The organism is Ruegeria sp. (assembly GCF_965243365.1).
In the GTDB taxonomy this organism is placed as follows: Bacteria; Pseudomonadota; Alphaproteobacteria; order Rhodobacterales; family Rhodobacteraceae; genus Ruegeria.
This window is the reverse complement of record NZ_CBDEUW010000002.1, coordinates 1,067,503-1,085,598: the sequence shown is the minus strand read 5'-3', so window position 1 is coordinate 1,085,598 and position 18,096 is coordinate 1,067,503. Positions and strand designations below refer to the sequence as shown.

The 18,096-nt window shown below is 59.7% G+C and carries 16 protein-coding genes; 9 read left to right on the top strand and 7 right to left on the bottom strand.

Annotated elements, in window-relative coordinates:
• Positions 1 to 36: 36 nt before the first annotated feature.
• Positions 37 to 2,490, top strand: a complete 2,454-nt coding sequence (locus ACP0GE_RS09075; RefSeq protein ID WP_424831628.1) for a GcvT family protein — start codon at positions 37 to 39, stop codon at positions 2,488 to 2,490.
• Between the two features lie 270 nt (positions 2,491 to 2,760).
• A complete protein-coding gene (gene rarD / locus ACP0GE_RS09070; RefSeq protein ID WP_424831627.1) occupies positions 2,761 to 3,666 on the top strand; it encodes an EamA family transporter RarD in 906 nt (301 codons plus the stop codon).
• Here the strand turns inward: rarD and ACP0GE_RS09065 are convergent.
• Positions 3,657 to 4,364, bottom strand: a complete 708-nt coding sequence (locus ACP0GE_RS09065) for an SGNH/GDSL hydrolase family protein (protein ID WP_424831626.1) — start codon at positions 4,362 to 4,364, stop codon at positions 3,657 to 3,659. The two genes, rarD and ACP0GE_RS09065, sit on opposite strands and share 10 nt — an antisense overlap.
• A 2-nt stretch (positions 4,365 to 4,366) precedes the next feature.
• Positions 4,367 to 4,777 (bottom strand): nuclear transport factor 2 family protein, encoded by a 411-nt coding sequence (locus ACP0GE_RS09060; RefSeq protein WP_424831625.1) that lies wholly within the window; start codon positions 4,775 to 4,777, stop codon positions 4,367 to 4,369.
• Positions 4,778 to 4,873: 96 nt separating this feature from the next.
• On the opposite strand from ACP0GE_RS09060, the gene ACP0GE_RS09055 reads away from it, so the two are divergent.
• The 4 genes from ACP0GE_RS09055 (at position 4,874) to ACP0GE_RS09040 (ending at position 7,838) form a co-directional block, all read left to right on the top strand.
• Positions 4,874 to 5,521, top strand: coding sequence for an RluA family pseudouridine synthase (locus ACP0GE_RS09055; RefSeq protein WP_424831624.1), 648 nt, complete (start codon positions 4,874 to 4,876; stop codon positions 5,519 to 5,521).
• Positions 5,522 to 5,645: 124 nt separating this feature from the next.
• A complete protein-coding gene (locus ACP0GE_RS09050) occupies positions 5,646 to 6,317 on the top strand; it encodes an OmpA family protein (protein ID WP_424831623.1) in 672 nt (223 codons plus the stop codon).
• Positions 6,318 to 6,455: 138 nt separating this feature from the next.
• On the top strand, positions 6,456 to 6,998 hold the full coding sequence (locus ACP0GE_RS09045; protein WP_424831622.1) for an NADPH-dependent FMN reductase: 543 nt from the start codon (positions 6,456 to 6,458) through the stop codon (positions 6,996 to 6,998).
• A gap of 42 nt (positions 6,999 to 7,040) precedes the next feature.
• Positions 7,041 to 7,838: an acyl dehydratase gene (locus ACP0GE_RS09040; RefSeq protein WP_424831621.1), complete on the top strand. Its 798-nt coding sequence runs from the start codon at positions 7,041 to 7,043 to the stop codon at positions 7,836 to 7,838.
• On the opposite strand, the gene ACP0GE_RS09035 is transcribed toward ACP0GE_RS09040, so the two are convergent.
• Positions 7,830 to 8,864: an NAD(P)/FAD-dependent oxidoreductase gene (locus ACP0GE_RS09035; RefSeq protein ID WP_424831620.1), complete on the bottom strand. Its 1,035-nt coding sequence runs from the start codon at positions 8,862 to 8,864 to the stop codon at positions 7,830 to 7,832. The two genes, ACP0GE_RS09040 and ACP0GE_RS09035, sit on opposite strands and share 9 nt — an antisense overlap.
• Positions 8,865 to 8,919: 55 nt before the next feature.
• Here ACP0GE_RS09035 and mnmD point away from each other — a divergent pair, with 55 nt between their 5' ends.
• Together mnmD and ACP0GE_RS09025 are read left to right on the top strand one after the other, a co-directional pair.
• Complete coding sequence (gene mnmD / locus ACP0GE_RS09030; RefSeq protein ID WP_424831619.1) at positions 8,920 to 9,585, top strand: tRNA (5-methylaminomethyl-2-thiouridine)(34)-methyltransferase MnmD; 666 nt, start codon at positions 8,920 to 8,922, stop codon at positions 9,583 to 9,585.
• On the top strand, positions 9,582 to 10,451 hold the full coding sequence (locus tag ACP0GE_RS09025) for a DMT family transporter (protein ID WP_424831618.1): 870 nt from the start codon (positions 9,582 to 9,584) through the stop codon (positions 10,449 to 10,451). The genes mnmD and ACP0GE_RS09025 overlap by 4 nt, the downstream gene beginning before the upstream one ends.
• Here ACP0GE_RS09025 and ACP0GE_RS09020 read toward each other — a convergent pair.
• The gene (locus ACP0GE_RS09020) at positions 10,425 to 12,398 is read right to left on the bottom strand and encodes a transglycosylase SLT domain-containing protein (protein WP_424833828.1); all 1,974 of its coding nucleotides are present in this window, start codon (positions 12,396 to 12,398) and stop codon (positions 10,425 to 10,427) included. The genes ACP0GE_RS09025 and ACP0GE_RS09020 overlap by 27 nt on opposite strands.
• Positions 12,399 to 12,532: 134 nt before the next feature.
• Between ACP0GE_RS09020 and dapA the strand changes: the two genes are divergently transcribed.
• Complete coding sequence (gene dapA / locus ACP0GE_RS09015; protein WP_424831617.1) at positions 12,533 to 13,405, top strand: 4-hydroxy-tetrahydrodipicolinate synthase; 873 nt, start codon at positions 12,533 to 12,535, stop codon at positions 13,403 to 13,405.
• Positions 13,406 to 13,527: 122 nt separating this feature from the next.
• Here the strand turns inward: dapA and ACP0GE_RS09010 are convergent, their stop codons facing one another.
• The 3 genes from ACP0GE_RS09010 to ACP0GE_RS09000 all read right to left on the bottom strand — a co-directional run bounded on the left by ACP0GE_RS09010 (position 13,528) and on the right by ACP0GE_RS09000 (position 18,089).
• Positions 13,528 to 14,415, bottom strand: a complete 888-nt coding sequence (locus ACP0GE_RS09010) for a dimethyl sulfoxide reductase anchor subunit family protein (RefSeq protein WP_424831616.1) — start codon at positions 14,413 to 14,415, stop codon at positions 13,528 to 13,530.
• Positions 14,415 to 15,164 (bottom strand): 4Fe-4S dicluster domain-containing protein, encoded by a 750-nt coding sequence (locus ACP0GE_RS09005; RefSeq protein WP_424831615.1) that lies wholly within the window; start codon positions 15,162 to 15,164, stop codon positions 14,415 to 14,417. The genes ACP0GE_RS09010 and ACP0GE_RS09005 overlap by 1 nt, the downstream gene beginning before the upstream one ends.
• Positions 15,165 to 15,272: 108 nt before the next feature.
• A complete protein-coding gene (locus ACP0GE_RS09000) occupies positions 15,273 to 18,089 on the bottom strand; it encodes a molybdopterin oxidoreductase family protein (RefSeq protein ID WP_424831614.1) in 2,817 nt (938 codons plus the stop codon).
• Positions 18,090 to 18,096 lie beyond the last annotated feature (7 nt).

Below are 18,096 nucleotides of genomic sequence, written 5' to 3'. Positions count from 1 at the left end.
AAGACATGAACAACTCAAATTCTCGGAGACATCATCATGGTTGACCTTCCCACAAAGGCGCGCGTGGTCATCATCGGCGGCGGCGTGATCGGATGTTCCGTTGCCTACCATCTGACCAAGAAAGGCTGGAAGGATGTCGTGCTGCTGGAGCGGAAACAGCTAACCAGCGGCACCACATGGCATGCTGCCGGTCTGATCGCTCAGTTACGGGCAACGGCCAACATGACCAAACTGGCAAAATACAGTCAGGAGCTCTATGGCGCACTCGAGGAAGAAACCGGTGTTGCCACCGGGTTCAAACGCTGTGGCTCGATCACCGTGGCGCTGACCGAAGATCGCAAAGAGGAGATATATCGCCAGGCGGCGATGGCCCGCGCTTTTGGGGTCGAAGTTGAGGAGATTTCGAATGAACGCGTGCAAGAGCTGTATCCTCATCTGAACATTGAAGGGGTAAAAGGGGCCGTGTACCTGCCGCTGGATGGTCAGGGGGACCCGGCCAATATTGCGCTGGCTTTGGCCAAGGGCGCCCGCCAACGCGGCGCTATCGTGAAAGAGCGCGTCAAAGTTGCAAGCATCGCCAAACAGGGTCGCTCGGTTACGGGTGTCGATTGGGTTGCCGATGACGGCAGCGCCTCGGGTCATATTGAATGCGACATGATCGTGAACTGCGCGGGCATGTGGGGGCACGAAGTCGGGCGCATGGCAGGTGTCAACGTTCCGCTGCACGCCTGCGAACACTTTTACATCGTCACGGAAAGCATCGAAGGGCTGACTCAACTGCCCGTCCTGCGCGTGCCGGACGAATGCGCCTATTACAAGGAAGACGCGGGAAAGATTCTGCTGGGCGCATTCGAACCGAACGCAAAACCCTGGGCGGCGGGTGGTATTCCTGACAGTTTTGAGTTCGATCAACTGCCCGAGGATTTCGATCACTTCGAGCCGATCCTGGAAGCGGCCTGTAGTCGGATGCCCATGCTGGCCGAGGCCGGGATTCATACCTTCTTCAACGGGCCAGAGAGCTTTACACCCGATGACGCATACCACTTGGGCCTTGCGCCCGAGACGGACAATGTCTGGGTCGCTGCGGGCTTTAACTCAATCGGTATTCAATCCGCGGGCGGTGCCGGCATGGCGCTGGCCGAGTGGATGGATACCGGCGAAAAACCGTTTGATCTGGGCGATGTGGACATCAGCAGGATGCAGCCGTTTCAGGGCAACAAGACGTATCTGTTCGAACGGTCAAAGGAAACATTGGGCCTGCTTTACGCCGACCATTTCCCCTATCGTCAAAAGGCGACCGCGCGCGGTGTACGCCGGACGCCGTTCCACTATCAGATGAAGGAGCACGGCGCGGTTTTCGGCGAATTGGCCGGTTGGGAACGCGCCAACTGGTTCGCAGTCGAAGGGCAAAAGCGAGAATACGAATATAGCTGGAAACGTCAGAACTGGTTCGAAAACGCAGCAGCCGAGCATAAGGCTGTGCGCGAGAATGTGGGCATGTACGATATGTCCTCTTTCGGGAAAATCCGCGTCGAAGGCCCCGATGCCGAGAAGTTCATGAACTATATCGGCGGCGGTGATTATTCAGTGCCCAACGGCAAGATCGTTTACACCCAGTTCCTGAACCGTGCCGGAGGGATCGAGGCTGACGTGACTGTCACCCGCCTGACCGAGACAGCCTATCTGGTTGTCACCCCTGCGGCGACCCGCCTGGCCGACCAGACCTGGATGATGCGCCACGCGGGCAACTTCAACGTGGTCATCACCGATGTCACCGCGGGTGAAGGTGTTCTGGCCGTCATGGGGCCAAACTCCCGCAAGCTGCTTGAAAAGGTCTCACCCAACGATTTCTCGAACGCGACCAACCCGTTCGGTACTGCGCAGCAGATCGAAATCGGCATGGGCCTGGCCCGTGCGCATCGTGTGACATATGTGGGCGAGCTGGGGTGGGAGATTTATGTCTCTGCCGATATGGCGGGGCATGTGTTTGAAACTCTGCACGAGGCCGGGCAGGACATGGGGCTGAAACTCTGCGGTATGCATATGATGGACAGCTGCCGCATCGAAAAAGGCTTCCGCCATTTTGGCCACGACATCACGTGTGAAGACCATGTCGTGGATGCAGGGTTGGGCTTTGCAGTGAAAGTGGACAAAGGCCCTGATTTCATCGGGCGCGCCGCAGTGATTGAGCGAAAAGAAAACGGGCCTCAAAACCGTCTGGTGCAGTTCAAGCTGACCGACCCTGAACCTTTGCTGTTCCACAACGAACCTATTGTTCGGGACGGTGAATATGTTGGGTATCTCAGTTCGGGAAACTATGGCCATACTTTGGGCGGCGCCATCGGCATGGGCTATGTGCCCTGCGAGGGCGAAAAGGCGGCTGACGTATTGGCATCGACCTATGAAATCGATGTCTGTGGCGCAAAGGTCAGGGCGCAAGCATCGCTGAAACCAATGTACGACCCCAAAGCCGAGCGGGTCAAAGCCTGACCTTTTGCTACAAAGGGGGCGCTGCCCCCGCCGCGGCAAACCGCGACTCCCCCGGGATATTTATAGCCAGATGAAGCAGGGGATCCGTACTTCATCTGGCCCCAAATATCCCGGAGCGCGAGGCAGAGCCTCGCATCGCTCGCCCGCCGCCTGCGCCAGGGAGCGAGTTTGCGAACCATCACGGATCATGATGCAGGTGTTCACGTTTTCGCAGTTTCCAAGGCCTGATGAATTGCCCTAAAGAAAATGGGTATCAGTCGGAGACCTGTCATGGAGGAAATCACCAACGAGTCTCAGAATGCAGACACTCCAACAGGTCTGGTTTTGGCTGTGACAGCCTATGTGCTTTGGGGGTTTGTGCCACTCTATCTGAAGGTGGTTGCCCATATAAACCCAGTTGAGGTTGTGGCCCATCGAGTTGTCTGGTCCGTGCCAGTGGCCGGGCTGCTGCTGATCGCGCTCGGGCGAACGGGGGATTTGCGGGCAGCAGTGCGAAGCCCAAAAATGTTGGGCATGGCCTGTCTGACGGCAGCGCTGATTTCGTTCAACTGGGCGGTTTTTGTTTGGGCGATCGGCAGTGGCAACGCTCTGGATGCGGCACTTGGCTATTACATCAATCCATTGTTCAGCATCGCTTTGGGCGCGGTTTTGCTGCGAGAGCCGTTGAACCGCACGCAATTGATGGCCGTCGGTCTTGCTGCGTTGGGCGTTCTGGTATTGGTGCTCGAGGCAGGGCGCCTGCCTTGGGTGGCGCTGGCGCTGATGGTCAGCTGGGGATTTTACGCCTTTTGCAAGCGTTCGCTTCCAATCGGGCCAAATCAAGGGTTTCTGTTGGAAGTTCTGATCCTGTTGGTTCCGGCCCTGATCTATATGGGCTGGCTTAGCGCGCAAGGGGCGGGGCATTTCGGTGGAACCCTGTCGGACACTATACTGTTGGTCGGCGCAGGTGTTGTGACGGCGGTGCCGCTGCTGATCTATGCCAACGGGGCGAAGCTTGTACGCCTGTCCACAATGGGCATTCTGCAATACATCGCACCAACCATGATCTTCATCACGGCAATCGCGATATTCGGAGAGCAGATCGACCGTGGCCGCATGTTTGCCTTTCCGCTGATTTGGGCGGCGCTGGTGGTGTACTCGGTCCCGATGATCCGGAAGACCCGCGCTCAGGCCTGAAGCAGGTGGGCCGCTTGTTGCGCCCAAAGAGCATAGGCTTTGGGGCTGGGGTGATATCCATCCGGTGCGGCAAGCGCTGGGTCATCCGGAAGGTCCAGTGTCAGATACTTGGCTTGCGGGAATGCCCCCACGACCTGTTGCAGCCCATGGTTCAACCGCTGCGCCTGCCGCCCCAGCACCCAGGCCAGAGGTTGCGGCAAGGCCGGAAACAGGTTCATTTGCGGTACGGCCGTAACCACAACCCTGCGCGCGCTTAACGGCCCTGTGAGATAGGACAATAAACGGGTCTGCCGATCCGAAAACTGCTTTAGCGTTACGCCGCGGGTTACATCATTCACACCCAAAGCGGTTACAACCGCGTCAAACTTATCGTCCAAACGCGCGAGGCGCTGGATCGTGTCTTGTGTGGTGTGGCCTGTCGTCGCCTCCAGCCGCCATTCGACAGTATTGTGTTTGGCCAGTTTGGCGACCAGATGCCCGGACAGGGCCTGCGCTTGGGTGCCGGCACCCACACCGGCGGCAGAGCTGTCGCCGGTGATCAGCAGCCGCAGGCGCGGCCCCCGTCCGGCGCGTCCTTCGCGCGGGCCCGTGGGCTCTGGCAACGACAATGCGTTGCGGCGCACCGACAGGCCCTGAACCGCCAAGATTGGCAGCAACGGAATCCGTATCACCTGATCGGCTGCAATCGGGGCGGGCATGGTCAACTCAGGGCGTCTTTGAACTCGAGGAACCGCGCATCCGTCATGATCCGCGCCATCATCGTCTCGCGGAGTGCTCCGATCGTTTTGTAAGGGCGCATGGCCACTTCGAACTCTTGAATCAGCCCGTCGTTGTTCAAGGTGATCAAGTCGACACCAATTGCGTCCAGATCACCGACCCTGCATTGAAATTCCAGCGCCCAGTCGTTTCCTTCGCCCATAATGCGACGGTAGCGAAAATCCGAAAACACCTGCGCCACATGCCCCAATACGGCTGCAACGGCGGCACGCCCGGTCCAGGTTTTGTAGTAAGTCGGCGGAAGGAAGCGAACATCTTCTGCCAGCAGCGCATGGATCAGGTTTTCGTCGCCCGTGGCGACCGCATCCTGCATGTGTTTGATTGTCGGGTGCATAGGGCCTCCGTTCTGTTGGTGTCAGAGTTGCGGAACCGGCGCAGGCAGGCAAGGGCGACGTTGCGGGAGGGCGCGTGCTGGGATAGGCAGGCCCGCATGAGCGAAACTTATGATCCCCCGCAGACGCCTCTGGATGTGCTGCACGAAGATGCGCAACTGATCGCTGTGAATAAACCGTCGGGTTTGTTGTCTGTACCGGGTCGAGGTGAGCACTTGGCCGATTGTCTGCTGACCCGTGTTCAGGCGGCGTTTCCGCAGGCCTTGCTGGTACATCGGCTGGATCGGGATACATCGGGTGTCATGGTTTTTGCCCATAGCCCGCATGCGCAAAGACATCTGAGCATGCAGTTCGAAAAACGTCAGACCCGCAAGATTTACGTTGCCCGTGTCTGGGGGCGGCTTAACCAAAAAAGCGGGACTGTGGACCTGCCCCTGGTCGTCGATTGGCCGAACCGCCCTCTGCAGAAAGTCTGCCACGAAACAGGCAAGCCAGCTGTAACGGATTGGCGTGTGGTCAAGTACGAAGGGGACACGACGCGCGTGCGATTGTTCCCGAAAACCGGTCGGTCACATCAGTTGCGCGTCCATATGCAGGCGCTGGGCCATCCGATCCTGGGCGATCCGTTTTATGCTGAAGGTGCGGCGCGAGAATATCCCCGGCTGATGCTGCATTCCGAGGAATTGCGCCTGAAAAATCCCGAGGGAGGCATGGCAATGAAATTCCGTGTGTCGGCTGATTTCTGAACGCGAACGGCGGGTAATCGCCGATTTCACCGATTTGTTGCTTGAGCCTCCGCTCGGGTCGCATGCTATACTGGTGCAAACCAACGAAACCCGGTGAACGGGTTATGGAGCAGAAGGTGATTTAATGACCATTTCCAAGAGTTTCCTGACGGTCGGACTGTGTTCGGCTTTGTTTCTGGGTGCCTGTACGGACCCCGGCACTTTGAGCGTTCCAAGTGATCCCAACCAGAACACCAAGCAAGGCGCGTTGCTGGGCGGTTTGATCGGGGCTGGTGTTGGCGCGATCGCGAATGACTCTGACCCGCTGTTGGGCGCATTAGCCGGTGGTGCGATCGGTGCGGCCGGTGGCGGGCTGATCGGTAACCAATTGGACAAGCAGGCCGCAGAGCTGCGTCAGCAACTGGCCAATGATGGTATTACGATTGTGAATGCCGGAGACCGTCTGATCGTGACCGTGCCGAATGACATCACGTTCGACACTGACAGCTCGACAGTGCGTCCGGCGCTGCGGGCTGATCTGGTGAAGGTTGGGCAGAACCTTGTGAACTATCCCAATTCCAACGTTCAGATCATCGGTCATACCGACAGTGACGGCGATGCGTCCTACAACTTTGGCCTTTCGGAACGTCGCGCCAATGCAGTGGCCGATATCCTTCAGGCGAATGGTGTCAGCTATTCGCGCATCACGACGGTTGGCCAGGGTGAGAACAATCCTATTGCTTCGAACCTGACAGCAGCAGGCAAGGCGCAGAACCGCCGGGTGGAAATCGTGATTGTGCCCAGCGGCAACGCCTGATCCGGACGCTTGATTTAAAGAACATAGGCCGCCTTGTGCGGCCTCTTTTTTTTGCACATTGACTGCGCGTCACATGGGCTATGGTATGTCTTTGATTTTGGTAAATTACCCCAGATCTGAATGACGGAGTTATCCTGTATGTCCGAACCCATCCTGCTGGCCCTGTCGGGCTCGTTGCGCGAAAACGCCACCAACCGGAAACTGCTGCGCGAGGCAGCGCGGCTGTTTGATCCCGGCACTTACATTGAGGCGGACCTGAACCTGCCCCTTTACGACGGCGATCTTGAGGATGGCGAGGGTATTCCTGAAAAGGTTCAGAAACTGGCGGATCAGATTGCGCAGGCCCATGCTGTGATCATCTCGACCCCGGAATACAACAAGGGGCCGTCCGGCGTGTTGAAAAATGCGCTGGACTGGGTCAGCCGGACGGAGGGGCGCCCGTGGATGGATAAACCTGTGGCCGTCATGTCGGCAGCAGCAGGGCGCGCCGGAGGTGAGCGGGCACAGATGGTGCTGCGGTCCTATATGGTGCCGTTTCAGCCACGCATTTTGCAGGGGCCAGAGATTCATCTGGCAAACAGCTCGAACGAGTTCGACGATCAGGGCCGGTTGTCCAGTGAAAGGTATGAGAGTTCGTTGCAAACCTTGATGCAAAAACTGCGTACGGCCTCCGGTCACTAAGGTGTGGTTGTACGGGGCCTTCGCCGGTCTTAGGCTGCCGGAATGACGCAGGTGGAAACCCAAAGTGACATGATGGACCCGGCCCGTGCTGCCGCGTTTCAGGTGGCGATGGGGCAGGTGGCGACGATTGAAAACGGCGCGGCCTTGCCGCCGTTTTTCCACCAGCTCTATTTTTGGTCACCTCAGCCGCCCAAAGGGCTGGGGCGCGACGGGCATCCGCTGGTGGGGCAGAGGCTGATCCCCGATATGGGGTTGCCACGCCGGATGTGGGCCGGGGGTCGATTGCAGTTCCACACGCCTCTGATAGCTGGCGTCCCGGCGGAACGGCGATCCATGTGTGAGGCCGCGATCCCCAAGACCGGGCGTAGTGGCCCGCTGGCCTTTGTCACTTTGCGTCATGAGTTCTGGCAGAAAGGCGTGTTGTGCCTGACGGAGTGGCAGGATTTGGTTTATAGACAGGACCCTTCACCACAGGTGCCAACACCAACGCCAACCATTGCCCGGACCGATGAAACGGACCGGCGCGAGGCCCGGTTCGACAGCACGTTCCTGTTTCGCTATTCCGCACTGACCTTCAATGGCCACCGCATCCATTATGACCTCGACTACGCACGTGATGTTGAAGGCTACGGTGGCCTTGTGGTACATGGCCCGCTATTGGCACAGCATCTGATGCTGCTGGCCGAAGACCTGATCGGGCCTTTGGCACAGTTTTCCTTTCGTGCGTCGTCGGCCCTGATGCATTTCGAAACCGCGACCCTGTGCCGGAACGGATCGGACCTGTGGGTGCGTGGCCCGGACGGACGGCAATGCATGCAGGCGGTCGCCGTGTCAGAGTGACGCCTCGGGCCGGAAATCCGTGGGAATTGTGTCGCGCCCGTCCAGCACCAGATCGGCCATCACTTCGGCCACTTTCGGGGCCATGCCAAAGCCGATCTTGAACCCGCCATTGGCAATGAAATGCCCCTCGTGCAATGGATGCGTGCCCAGCATCGGTGCGCGGCTTTTGCTGCGCGGGCGGACCCCGGCCCAGCGTTCGATCACCTCGGCCCCGTGCAATACGGGAACGGCTCGGGTGGCCCGTTCGATTACATCGTCAAGCGCGGTATCCGTGCTGGAAGGATCGTCATATTCCCGCTCCGAGGTCGATCCAATTGCCAGAGTGCCATCTGCGTGTGGCACGATATGGATTGCGTCGGCAAACAGTTGAGGCACCGGACCCGCATCGAACCGCAGCAAGGCAGCCTGACCTTTCACACCGTTGCCGACCGTCTTGCCGAAGGCTTGGCTAAGCTCCTGCAACCCGGCCAGCCCGGTTGCATGAATCACCTGCCCGGCATCAGGAGCCTCGGGCACAACCTCAACCCCCATCACAGCCAGGGCCGAGACCAGCGCCGCGCAGGCCCGGCGCGGGTGCATGCGGGCCGTCAGGGTGTCGTGGATCACGAACCCGGTTGGGCTGGGCGGGCACCACGCGCCGACCTCATCGACCGGCAACACTTGCCACATGGCGCGACCCTGCCACAGTTCGCTGGCCGTATCGGCACGAGCGCGGGCCAAGTCCAGCCCCCGTTCATCAGGGATGGGTTGCACGCGCCCCAGCCGGGCATAACCGGGGGATACGCCGCCCGTTGCCTCGACCTGCGTCCAAAACGGTTCCGCCATGATCAGGCTGTCGAATTGAAACGCCTTTTTAGCGTTCCAGTTTTCCGGCACATGCGGCGCCAGCGCCCCAACCAGCCCGCCGCTGGACCCGGTCCCGGGACCGAAGGGATCGATGACTTGCACTTTCGCGCCCCGCCTTGCGCAGGTCCAGGCGATGGACAGGCCAAAGATTCCCGCACCTCGCACCGTCACATCGGCCATTGCAAAACCCCATTTCCTTGTTCAGTGTCGCGCCGCTTAGCTACAGGATAACCCGATGGCAGACCAGCGCGCCAAACTGACCTGGCGGGACGATCAGATCCCGGTCTCGGATCGTTTTGACGATCCCTATTTCTCGTTACAGAACGGGTTGGAGGAAACGCGCCATGTGTTTCTGGCCGGTAATGATCTGCCCGCGCGGTTCGCCCCCGGCTTTCACATTGCCGAGCTTGGTTTTGGCACTGGCCTGAACATGCTAACCGCCTGGTCAGAATGGGAGAAATCCGGGCAGACGTCACCACTGACCTTCACCAGTTTCGAGGCGTTCCCGATGGCTGCGACCGATATGGCGCGGGCCTTGGCCGCCTTTCCCAAGCTTAGTCAATGGGCTGACCGTTTCCTGTCGGTCTGGCAGGGTGGGTTCTGCGACCTGGGAACCTTGCATCTTGAGGTCATCGAAGGGGATGCCCGCACCAGATTGCCGCATTGGCACGGGCAAGCGGATGCGTGGTTTCTGGATGGGTTTTCACCGGCCAAGAACCCCGAACTGTGGGGCGCCGACCTAATGCAGCAGGTTGCGGATCATACCGCACTGCAGGGTACGGCCGCGACATATACTGCCGCAGGATTTGTCCGCCGCGGGTTGGAGAGCGCAGGCTTCGAGGTAACCCGAGCGCCCGGCTACGGCCGCAAGCGTCATATGACCCGGGCCGTTCTGGCATGACGCAGCAAAACAATACGCGCGCCGGTATCGCGTTGATGATCGGGGCAACGATTGTGTTCGCCTTGCAGGATGGAATCTCACGCCATCTGGCGGGGACGTACAACACCTACATGGTGGTCATGATCCGGTATTGGTTCTTTGCCGCCTTTGTTGTCGCATTGGCTGCGCGGGCGCCGGGCGGACTTAAGGCGGCAACACAAACCAGCCAGTTGGGGCTTCAGATTCTACGAGGTCTGCTGTTGGCCGCTGAAATCTGCGTGGCCGTATTCAGCTTTACGATCCTAGGCCTGATCGACAGCATGGCTGTATTCATCTGTTATCCTTTGCTGGTGGCAGCGCTCAGCGGACCGATCCTTGGCGAGAAGGTTGGCTGGCGCAGATGGTCGGCTATTGGGGTCGGATGCGTTGGCGTTTTGATCATCCTGCAACCGGGTGTGGGTGTCTTCAACCCATGGGCCATCATCCCGTTGATTGCCGCGCTGATGTTCGCGGTGTACGGGCTGTTGACCCGTTTTGCCGCCCGCAAGGACAGCACGGCCACCAGCTTCTTCTGGACCGGTATCGCCGGGGCCGCGGCAACGACCTGCGTTGGAATCTGGTTCTGGGAGCCCATGGCCGGCAGCGACTGGTTCTGGATGCTGCTGTTGTGCATCGGAGGTGTGCTGGGCCATTGGCTATTGATCAAATGCTATGAAATGGCCGAGGCCAGCTCGGTTCAGCCCTTTGCCTATTTTCATCTTGTCTGGAGCGCCATCGTGGGGATTTCGATCTTTGGCGAAACCCTGCGCCCCGAGGTTGTTGCGGGCGCAGCGCTGGTTGTGGCGGCGGGCCTGTTCACCCTATGGCGCGAAAGACGACAGGGTTGAGCCGATCAGTTCCTGAGAAAACGGGACCGGCAAAGCGGGTTTGCCCAACCGTGCGCGGTAGACCGGCAGGCTTTCGGCGACGCGCATGACGTAGTTGCGGGTCTCGCTGAATGGAATAGTCTCGATCCAGTCGACTACGTCGACCTCACCCCGGCGCGGGTCGCCAAAGCGATCCATCCATGAGATCGGACGGCGTGGTCCGGCATTGTAGCCCGCCGCCATCATTACGACATTGCCGTTGAAATCTTCGGCCAGCCCGGCCAGATAGTTCGCCCCCAGCTTGGCGTTATACTGCCAGTCCGAAGTCAGACGACCCGTCTTGTGCCCTCCAAGGATACCCAGCTCACCGGCAACCAGTTTGGCCGTGGCTGGCATCACCTGCATCAATCCGCGCGCGCCTGCGCCGCTGATGACAACCGGGTCAAACTCGCTTTCCCGCCGGGCAATCGCCAGAGTCATCTCTTTGGCCATCGGCAAGCCCAGATCGGCGACCGGATGCACCGGATAATAGGCTGCGGGCAGTACGACCCCGGTTGTCGCCGCGCGTTTGGCGATCATCACGGCCAGATGGGGCTCTCGTAGCTCCAGCGCCAGATCGCCCAGCTGCCCCGCCTCGACCGGGCCGAGGCTTTCGACCAGGTGGGTCAGATACCGCTCGGCCAGATTGTCCTCACCTGCGCGATGCAGCAACAATCCAGCTTCCAAAACGCTGGAGTCGGCAAATCCGGCCTGCTTCCAATGCGGTGCCCGGCGCGGATTGGCCAGCTCACTGTCAAAGGGGCGGCCGATGCGTTCCGCTGCCAGCAGGCCATAAAACGAGGTCTGATGATCCGCGCCCTTGGAATAAGCCTCATACGCCTTGTCCGCGTCTCCCTGCGCGGCGTAAGCCCGGCCCAGCCAATATCCACCGCGTCCCTTGGAGATCGGAGATTGAACAGCGCTCGAGAAATTCTGGAAGTGCCGTATCGCAGTGTCGGGGTCGTTCAGGCGGCGCAGAGCCAGAAACCCGGCGAGCCATTCCAGATCGGCATAGGCATAGCCCATCTCGGGCGTCATATGATGGTTGGCGGCGATCTGGTAGGCCCGGTTTGCGTTTCCGCCCCGCATTTCAAGCCGGGCCAGACGGCGGCGGCCTTCAGCCCACTTGTCCGGCTCGCCCAGCGCCTGCGGCCCGGTCGAACGAGACAGCATCAAGTCAATGGCGCTATCATCCAGCTCTTTCCTGTCACGCCAGACAAAACGGTCAAAGGCTAGCCCCGGAGATGAAGCAATCGATTTCGGCACTGCCGCGACCTTGCCATCCACGCCATTTTGGCGTTTTTGCAGCGCGATCCGCGCTTCGGCCAGCTTGCGGTAATCCGAACTGACCAGCGGTAGCATTTGCCCGGCGCTGACCAGATGACCATCCCACAACATTCGATCCAGACGCGCCTCATGATGTGGTTTCAGAAGCTTGCTGAAGTTTTCAAGATAGGTCTTCTGCAACCCCGCTCCCATCGGCATGGTGCGCCACGCGGTCACGATATCGGCCTCTGCCTCGCCATGACGACCCGCAGCCAACAGCGCCACCGCATAGTTCAACGCGCCTTCTGCGGTTTGCGGTGGTGTATCGGCATAGAATTTCAGAACCCGGTCGGTATCGGCTCCGGTAAACGCAGGCTCACTTTTGCGCCGCAGCCAGGCCAATCCAGGCCAGTCCGGGCGACGGTCCAGAAACACCAGCACATCACCCGAGCTACCGAAACCTTCGCGCAGCCAATGCCAGACGATGATATCGCGGGACACCGATCCACGTGTGCCTGAAACCTTCAGCGCCTGTTGCCAGTTGCCTTTGCGCATTTCAGCCAACCCCGCCCGCAAATCACCGGCCGCGTCTGCGCGCGCGGCATTTGCATGCAGTCCAGAAAACAGAATCACTGCCGCCAAAAAGGCCAGAACACGTGTCATCCCTTGCATTTCCCAACCAACCGAGGATACAGCCATTCAGGATAAACCTTGCGCCGTCGGGATCAACTCACAAACCAAAAAACGTGAGCAACCGATGCGCAAATAATGCAACCGCACCTTAAGGAGCGCGACCCATGTTCAAAGGCTCGATGCCAGCCCTCGTCACCCCGTTCAGCAACGGCGAGTTGGACCTGGATACGCTCAAACACCTTGTGGAATGGCAAATCGAGTGCGGATCAACCGGGCTGGTGCCCGTAGGCACCACCGGCGAAAGCCCGACCCTCAGCCATGAGGAGCATGAAACGGTTGTTGAAGAAGTCGTCAAAGCGGCCGCAGGTCGTGTGCCGGTGATTGCTGGCGCCGGATCGAACAACACGGTCGAGGCCGTGCGCTTTGTCCAGTTCGCCAAAAAGGTCGGCGCGGCGGCGGCGCTTGTTGTGACACCCTATTACAACAAACCGACCCAGCGTGGCCTGATCGAGCATTTCTCGACTCTGCACGAATGCGCCGACATCCCGATCATCATTTACAACATTCCGGGTCGTTCGGTGATTGATATGACACCTGCCACCATGGGAGAACTGGCCCGGCTGCCCCGGATCGTTGGGGTCAAGGACGCCACCGGTGATCTGGCCCGCGTCAGCCAACAGCGGGCAAGCTGTAGCGCTGATTTCTGCCAATTGTCTGGCGAAGACGCCACCGCATTGGGGTTCAACGCCCATGGCGGTGTTGGCTGTATCTCGGTGACGGCAAACGTCGCCCCCAAACTCTGTGCCGAGTTCCAGCAGGCCACGCTGGAGGGCGATTATTCCAAAGCGCTGGCATATCAGGACCGCCTGATGCCACTTCACGAGGCTATCTTTATCGAACCAGGCCTGGTCGGCGCAAAATACGCGCTCAGCAAGCTTGGTCTGTGCAGTTCCGAGGTCCGTTCTCCTCTGACACAGCTCGAAGACAGTACAAAATCGGCCATTGACGCTGCAATGGCCCATGCTGGCCTGATCTAAGACCAGTTCACATACAAAAAGGGCGACCCGAGTTGGGCGCGCCCTTTTTCAGGATCCGTCCTTCATCTGGCTGAAAATATCCCGGGGGAGCCGCGGCTTGCCGCGGCGGGGGCAGAGCCCCTTCAACGCTTCCCGTAATACAGCCCGACCACGTGTTCTGCCTGTGCAAAAAACAGCCATCTGGACATAGCCACCCCGGCCATATGCGAGATCACCGCCAAAAGCGGCAGAACGTGTTTGGTCACGACACTGTCTATGGGTATGGCGATCAGAACAAGCGGCAGCACAAACGCCAGTGTAAAGGCGATGATCCGCAGTTTCTCGGCGTGTTTGCGGCCGATCACATGCACGAACTCCCGCAGCAGATAGTTGGTGCCGGTATGCGGCGGCTCAAACGCCCTTACCGAGCCGCGTTGACCAAGCCCAGTCGCCGTACCCAGCGTTGTGCCGGATGCAGCCAATGCCCTATCGCCCTGCTGCCAATACAGGATTTGTACTAACGCTGTGATCAGCAGCATCAGCATTGCAATCGGCGTCTGCCCCGCCAGAAGGGCCCCGCCGGTCAGGCTGAAACTCAGGAACATTACTGGCGTCAGCTTCATGTTCCACCGTGGGATGGTCTTAAGCTGTGTGTAGATCATGGACGTGGTAAAGACTGTCGCCAATGAAAACAGCGCGCCCAGCCAACCCAGCAGGCTCCACCGAACGCCCCAAAAGACCAAGCCAATGGCATAGAGCCCCATCACGATCAAAGCAATGACCGCGCACCACCCCTCGCGGCTAAGCCAACTGGATTTCCACTGAGTGAATGCCTTCCACGCCCGTTCGGGATGCCCGAGGTGAAAAGTCGAGGCCAACAGCCCGCCAACTGCCAGCGCATAGGCAATTGCAAAGAACACAAAGGCCACCCAGCCCGTGACCTCGGGCATCCCAAGGCCAAGAAAGAACAGAAGGCCAAAACCGAGACCGGAAAGAGTGGTGAAGATGATGACGGACGGGGCTGGGTGCATCAGAGTTTCTCCAGCGTCTTGTCGAGCCAGCCCAGAAAGCCTTTGGGCTCTTCGGCGACAGGCGTCAGCAACGGCGCCAGAATGTCGATTTGGTCTTCAACGGTGTCCTTGGGGCGTGGGGGCAGGTATTTGTTGACGGGCTTTGTGCCCATTTCGGGCATCAGGTCCATACCCTCTCGCTCTGCCACAAGTCTGCTGATATCGCTATCCGGGTCTCCCAGATCACCAAAATGCCGTGCGCCGGCCGGGCAGGTGCGCACGCAGGACGGCACCCGGTCTACTTCGGGCAGGTTTTCGTTGTAGATGCGATCAACACAGAGCGTGCATTTTTTCATCACGCCCTCGGCCATATCCATTTCCCGCGCGCCATAGGGGCAGGACCAGGCGCAGAGGCCACACCCGATGCAATCGCTTTCATTGACCAGCACGATGCCGTCTTCGACCCGTTTGTAGCTGGCACCGGTGGGGCAGACGGTCACGCAGGGCGCGTCTTCGCAATGCAGGCAGGATTTTGGAAAATGGATCAGCTGCGCTGGTCCCTGTTCGGGCTGTACTTCGTAAGAGTGGACCCGGTTCAGAAAGGTGCCCGAGGGGTTGCCGCCATAGGCATCCTGATCGGACAAGGGTGCGCCGTAGTTTTCTGTATTCCAGCCTTTGCAGGAAATGACGCAGGCGTGGCAGCCGACACAGGTGTCGAGGTCGATAACCAGACCCATCTTTCGCTCGGTGGATGTGGGTAGCTGGGTCATGTCAGTGAACCTCTGCTGGGGAGGTAGGGAAGGGGGCCAGCCCCCTCTTGAGCCTTTGGCTCAATTCACCCCCGGGATATTTTTGGCCAGATGAAGCACGGATCCGGATCATTCGCCGACCTTCCAAATGAGGTCTTTGGGGCCGGTGCCAACAGGGGATTTGATAGAGGCAAATTCCGGTTGGCTTTGTGCATCGGATGGGGGGGCGGCTTTTTCGATTTTAACCTTGAGGTCGAACCATGCGGCCTGCCCCGTAACCGGGTCGGAGTTGGCCCACCGCATTCCGTCGCCCTTGGGGGGGAGCAATTCGTGGATCAGGTGATTCAGGAGAAAGCCCTTTGTGGCCTCGGGGGCGTTCTCTTGTAGGGCCCACGCGCCTTTGCGCTTGCCGATGGCGTTCCATGTCCAGACGGTGTTGTCGTTCAGCGCGGCCATTTCCATGACCGGGACGGTGATTTCCCCGTGCGGAGAGCTGACCCTGGCCCAGTCGCCATCGCTCAGCCCGTGTTCCCGCATCAGTTTCGTTGGCACGTAGAGCGGGTTGCGACCGTGTATCTGCCGCAGCCACGCGTTCTGGGTGCCCCAGCTGTGATACATCGCCATCGGGCGCTGGGTTAGCGCATTGACGGTGAAACCTTCGTTGCCCTGCTGGTCGGTCTCATACCAGATCGGCAGCGGGTCCATCGTATCTTTGATGCGCTGGCGTAGGTGTTCGGGGGGCTGGCGGTCGCCATGCCCTTCGGCAGCTAGTTGGAACTTGCGCATCGGCTCGGAATAAAGCTGGAACAGGTAGGGTTGTGGGCTGTCATAGATCCCCATCCCCACGGCCCAATCCTGATAGGCCGTATTCCATGGTTTGTAGTAATCCGCGCCTTCCGGGATATGAGCCACGTAGAAGCCGCCATTTTCGATATAGCGGTTCAACTGGTCGGGATTGACCGCGCCGCGCCCTTCCTTGTCGCCGTTTTCGCCTCGGAACCCGGCCAGAGGGCCGATGCCCGGCTTGCGTTCGTGATTGACGATATAGTCGGCGTAATCCTTCCACTTGGGGGTGCCGTCCTCGTTGGTGAAACCCGGCAGGCTCATGCGGTTGGCGAGTTCGATCAGGACAGACTGGAAGCCGCGCACGTCGCGGTCGGGTTCGATCACCGGCCAGCGGATGGCGTCGGCGGCGGCATCGGCCTCGCAGATCGGGCGGTCGAGCAGCGAGATGCAGTCGTGCCGCTCTAGATAGGTGGTGTCCGGTAGGATCAGGTCGGCATAGGCGACCATTTCCGACGAGTAGGCATCGGAATAGATGATCTTGGGGATGACGTATTTGCCGTCTTCGTTGCGAGCGGTCAGCATCTCCATCACGCCCTTGGTGTTCATGGAGGAGTTCCACGACATGTTCGCCATATACATGAACAACGTGTCGATCTTGTAGGGATCCCCTGCGGCGGCGTTCGAGATCACCATATGCATAAGCCCGTGGGCCGACATCGGGTTTTCCCAGGTGAAGGCTTTGTCGATGCGCTGGGCATTGCCGTTTTCGTCGATCAGCAGGTCCTCGGGGCCGCGCGGGAAACCCAGATGCGGACCCTCCAGTGGGCGGCCGGGGCGACGGTCGCCATGCGGAGTGGGATGCGCCTCGACCGGTTTGGGATAGGGGGGCTTGAATCGGAAACCGCCCGGAACCTCAACCGTGCCCAGAAGGATTTGCAGCACGTGCAGCGCGCGGCAGGTCTGGAACCCGTTGGCATGGGCCGAAATACCGCGCATGGCATGGAAGCTGACGGGGCGCCCCGTCATTTTCGAGTGTTTCTCACCCCGGAAATCGGTCCATTCGTGGTCCAGCTCGATGGCCTCGTCAAAGGCCACGCGGGCAATTTCGGCTGCGATAGCGCGGATGCGCTGGGCAGAGATGCCGCAACGCTCGGCCACGGCTTCGGGCGCGTGATCGTCGCTGAGGTATTTCTCAGCCATTAGGTGGAAGACCGGACGGTGGGTGATGCCGTCTTTTTCGTAGGTGGCCGACAGGTCGGGGCGAACGCCGGGTTTGTCGAAAGCTGTCGGCTCGCCGGTGACGCGGTCGATGACCAGTGGCTTCCCATTGGCGTCGCGCAAGAACAGACCGTTTTCCGGACCCACGGCGGCATTCACCAGAACCGGAGCGTTGGTGTAGCGGCTGAGGTAATCCAGATCGATCTTGCCCGCTTTCATCAGCACATGGATCAGCGACAGGATGAACAGACCGTCAGTGCCCGGCGTGATCCCGACCCAATCATCGGCAACAGCGTTGTAACCCGAGCGGATCGGGTTCACCCCGATCACTCGCGCACCGCGCGCCTTGATCTTGCCTATGCCCATCTTGATCGGGTTGCTGTCGTGATCTTCGGCCACGCCGAACAGCATGAACAGCTTGGTGTGGTCCCAGTCGGGCTGGCCGAACTCCCAAAACGCGCCGCCCATCGTATAGATACCGCCTGCGGCCATGTTGACCGAGCAGAACCCGCCATGGGCTGCATAGTTGGGCGTCCCAAAGTTCTGCGCCCAGAAGGAGGTGAAGCTCTGGCTCTGATCGCGCCCGGTGAAAAAGGCCAGTTTCTGCGGTGCGGTTTCGTGCAGCTCGTTCAGCCAGCCAACGGCAGTGCTGATCGCCTCATCCCATTCGATCTCACGGAACTCGCCAGAGCCGCGCGGCCCGACCCGGCGCAAAGGTTTGCGCAGCCGCGAGGGTGCGTTGACTTGCATGATCCCGGCGCTGCCCTTGGCGCATAGGACCCCCTTGTTGACCGGGTGGTCGCGGTTGCCTTCGATATAGGCAACCTTGCCGTCTTTCATGTGAACATTGATGCCGCAGCGACAGGCGCACATGTAGCAGGTGGTGCGCCGAACCTCGTCTGAAACCTTGGGCGACAGGTCGACCCTGGGCTGATGCGTCACGTTAGCT

Excerpts from the sequence above, each read along its gene's own strand:
- ACP0GE_RS09075 (WP_424831628.1), top strand. The coding sequence starts at position 37 with ATGGTTGACCTTCCCACAAAGGCGCGCGTGGTCATCATCGGCGGCGGC.
- rarD (WP_424831627.1), top strand. The coding sequence starts at position 2,761 with ATGGAGGAAATCACCAACGAGTCTCAGAATGCAGACACTCCAACAGGT.
- ACP0GE_RS09065 (WP_424831626.1), bottom strand. The coding sequence starts at position 4,364 with ATGCCCGCCCCGATTGCAGCCGATCAGGTGATACGGATTCCGTTGCTG.
- ACP0GE_RS09060 (WP_424831625.1), bottom strand. The coding sequence starts at position 4,777 with ATGCACCCGACAATCAAACACATGCAGGATGCGGTCGCCACGGGCGAC.
- ACP0GE_RS09055 (WP_424831624.1), top strand. The coding sequence starts at position 4,874 with ATGAGCGAAACTTATGATCCCCCGCAGACGCCTCTGGATGTGCTGCAC.
- ACP0GE_RS09050 (WP_424831623.1), top strand. The coding sequence starts at position 5,646 with ATGACCATTTCCAAGAGTTTCCTGACGGTCGGACTGTGTTCGGCTTTG.
- ACP0GE_RS09045 (WP_424831622.1), top strand. The coding sequence starts at position 6,456 with ATGTCCGAACCCATCCTGCTGGCCCTGTCGGGCTCGTTGCGCGAAAAC.
- ACP0GE_RS09040 (WP_424831621.1), top strand. The coding sequence starts at position 7,041 with ATGACGCAGGTGGAAACCCAAAGTGACATGATGGACCCGGCCCGTGCT.
- ACP0GE_RS09035 (WP_424831620.1), bottom strand. The coding sequence starts at position 8,864 with ATGGCCGATGTGACGGTGCGAGGTGCGGGAATCTTTGGCCTGTCCATC.
- mnmD (WP_424831619.1), top strand. The coding sequence starts at position 8,920 with ATGGCAGACCAGCGCGCCAAACTGACCTGGCGGGACGATCAGATCCCG.
- ACP0GE_RS09025 (WP_424831618.1), top strand. The coding sequence starts at position 9,582 with ATGACGCAGCAAAACAATACGCGCGCCGGTATCGCGTTGATGATCGGG.
- ACP0GE_RS09020 (WP_424833828.1), bottom strand. The coding sequence starts at position 12,398 with ATGACACGTGTTCTGGCCTTTTTGGCGGCAGTGATTCTGTTTTCTGGA.
- dapA (WP_424831617.1), top strand. The coding sequence starts at position 12,533 with ATGTTCAAAGGCTCGATGCCAGCCCTCGTCACCCCGTTCAGCAACGGC.
- ACP0GE_RS09010 (WP_424831616.1), bottom strand. The coding sequence starts at position 14,415 with ATGCACCCAGCCCCGTCCGTCATCATCTTCACCACTCTTTCCGGTCTC.
- ACP0GE_RS09005 (WP_424831615.1), bottom strand. The coding sequence starts at position 15,164 with ATGACCCAGCTACCCACATCCACCGAGCGAAAGATGGGTCTGGTTATC.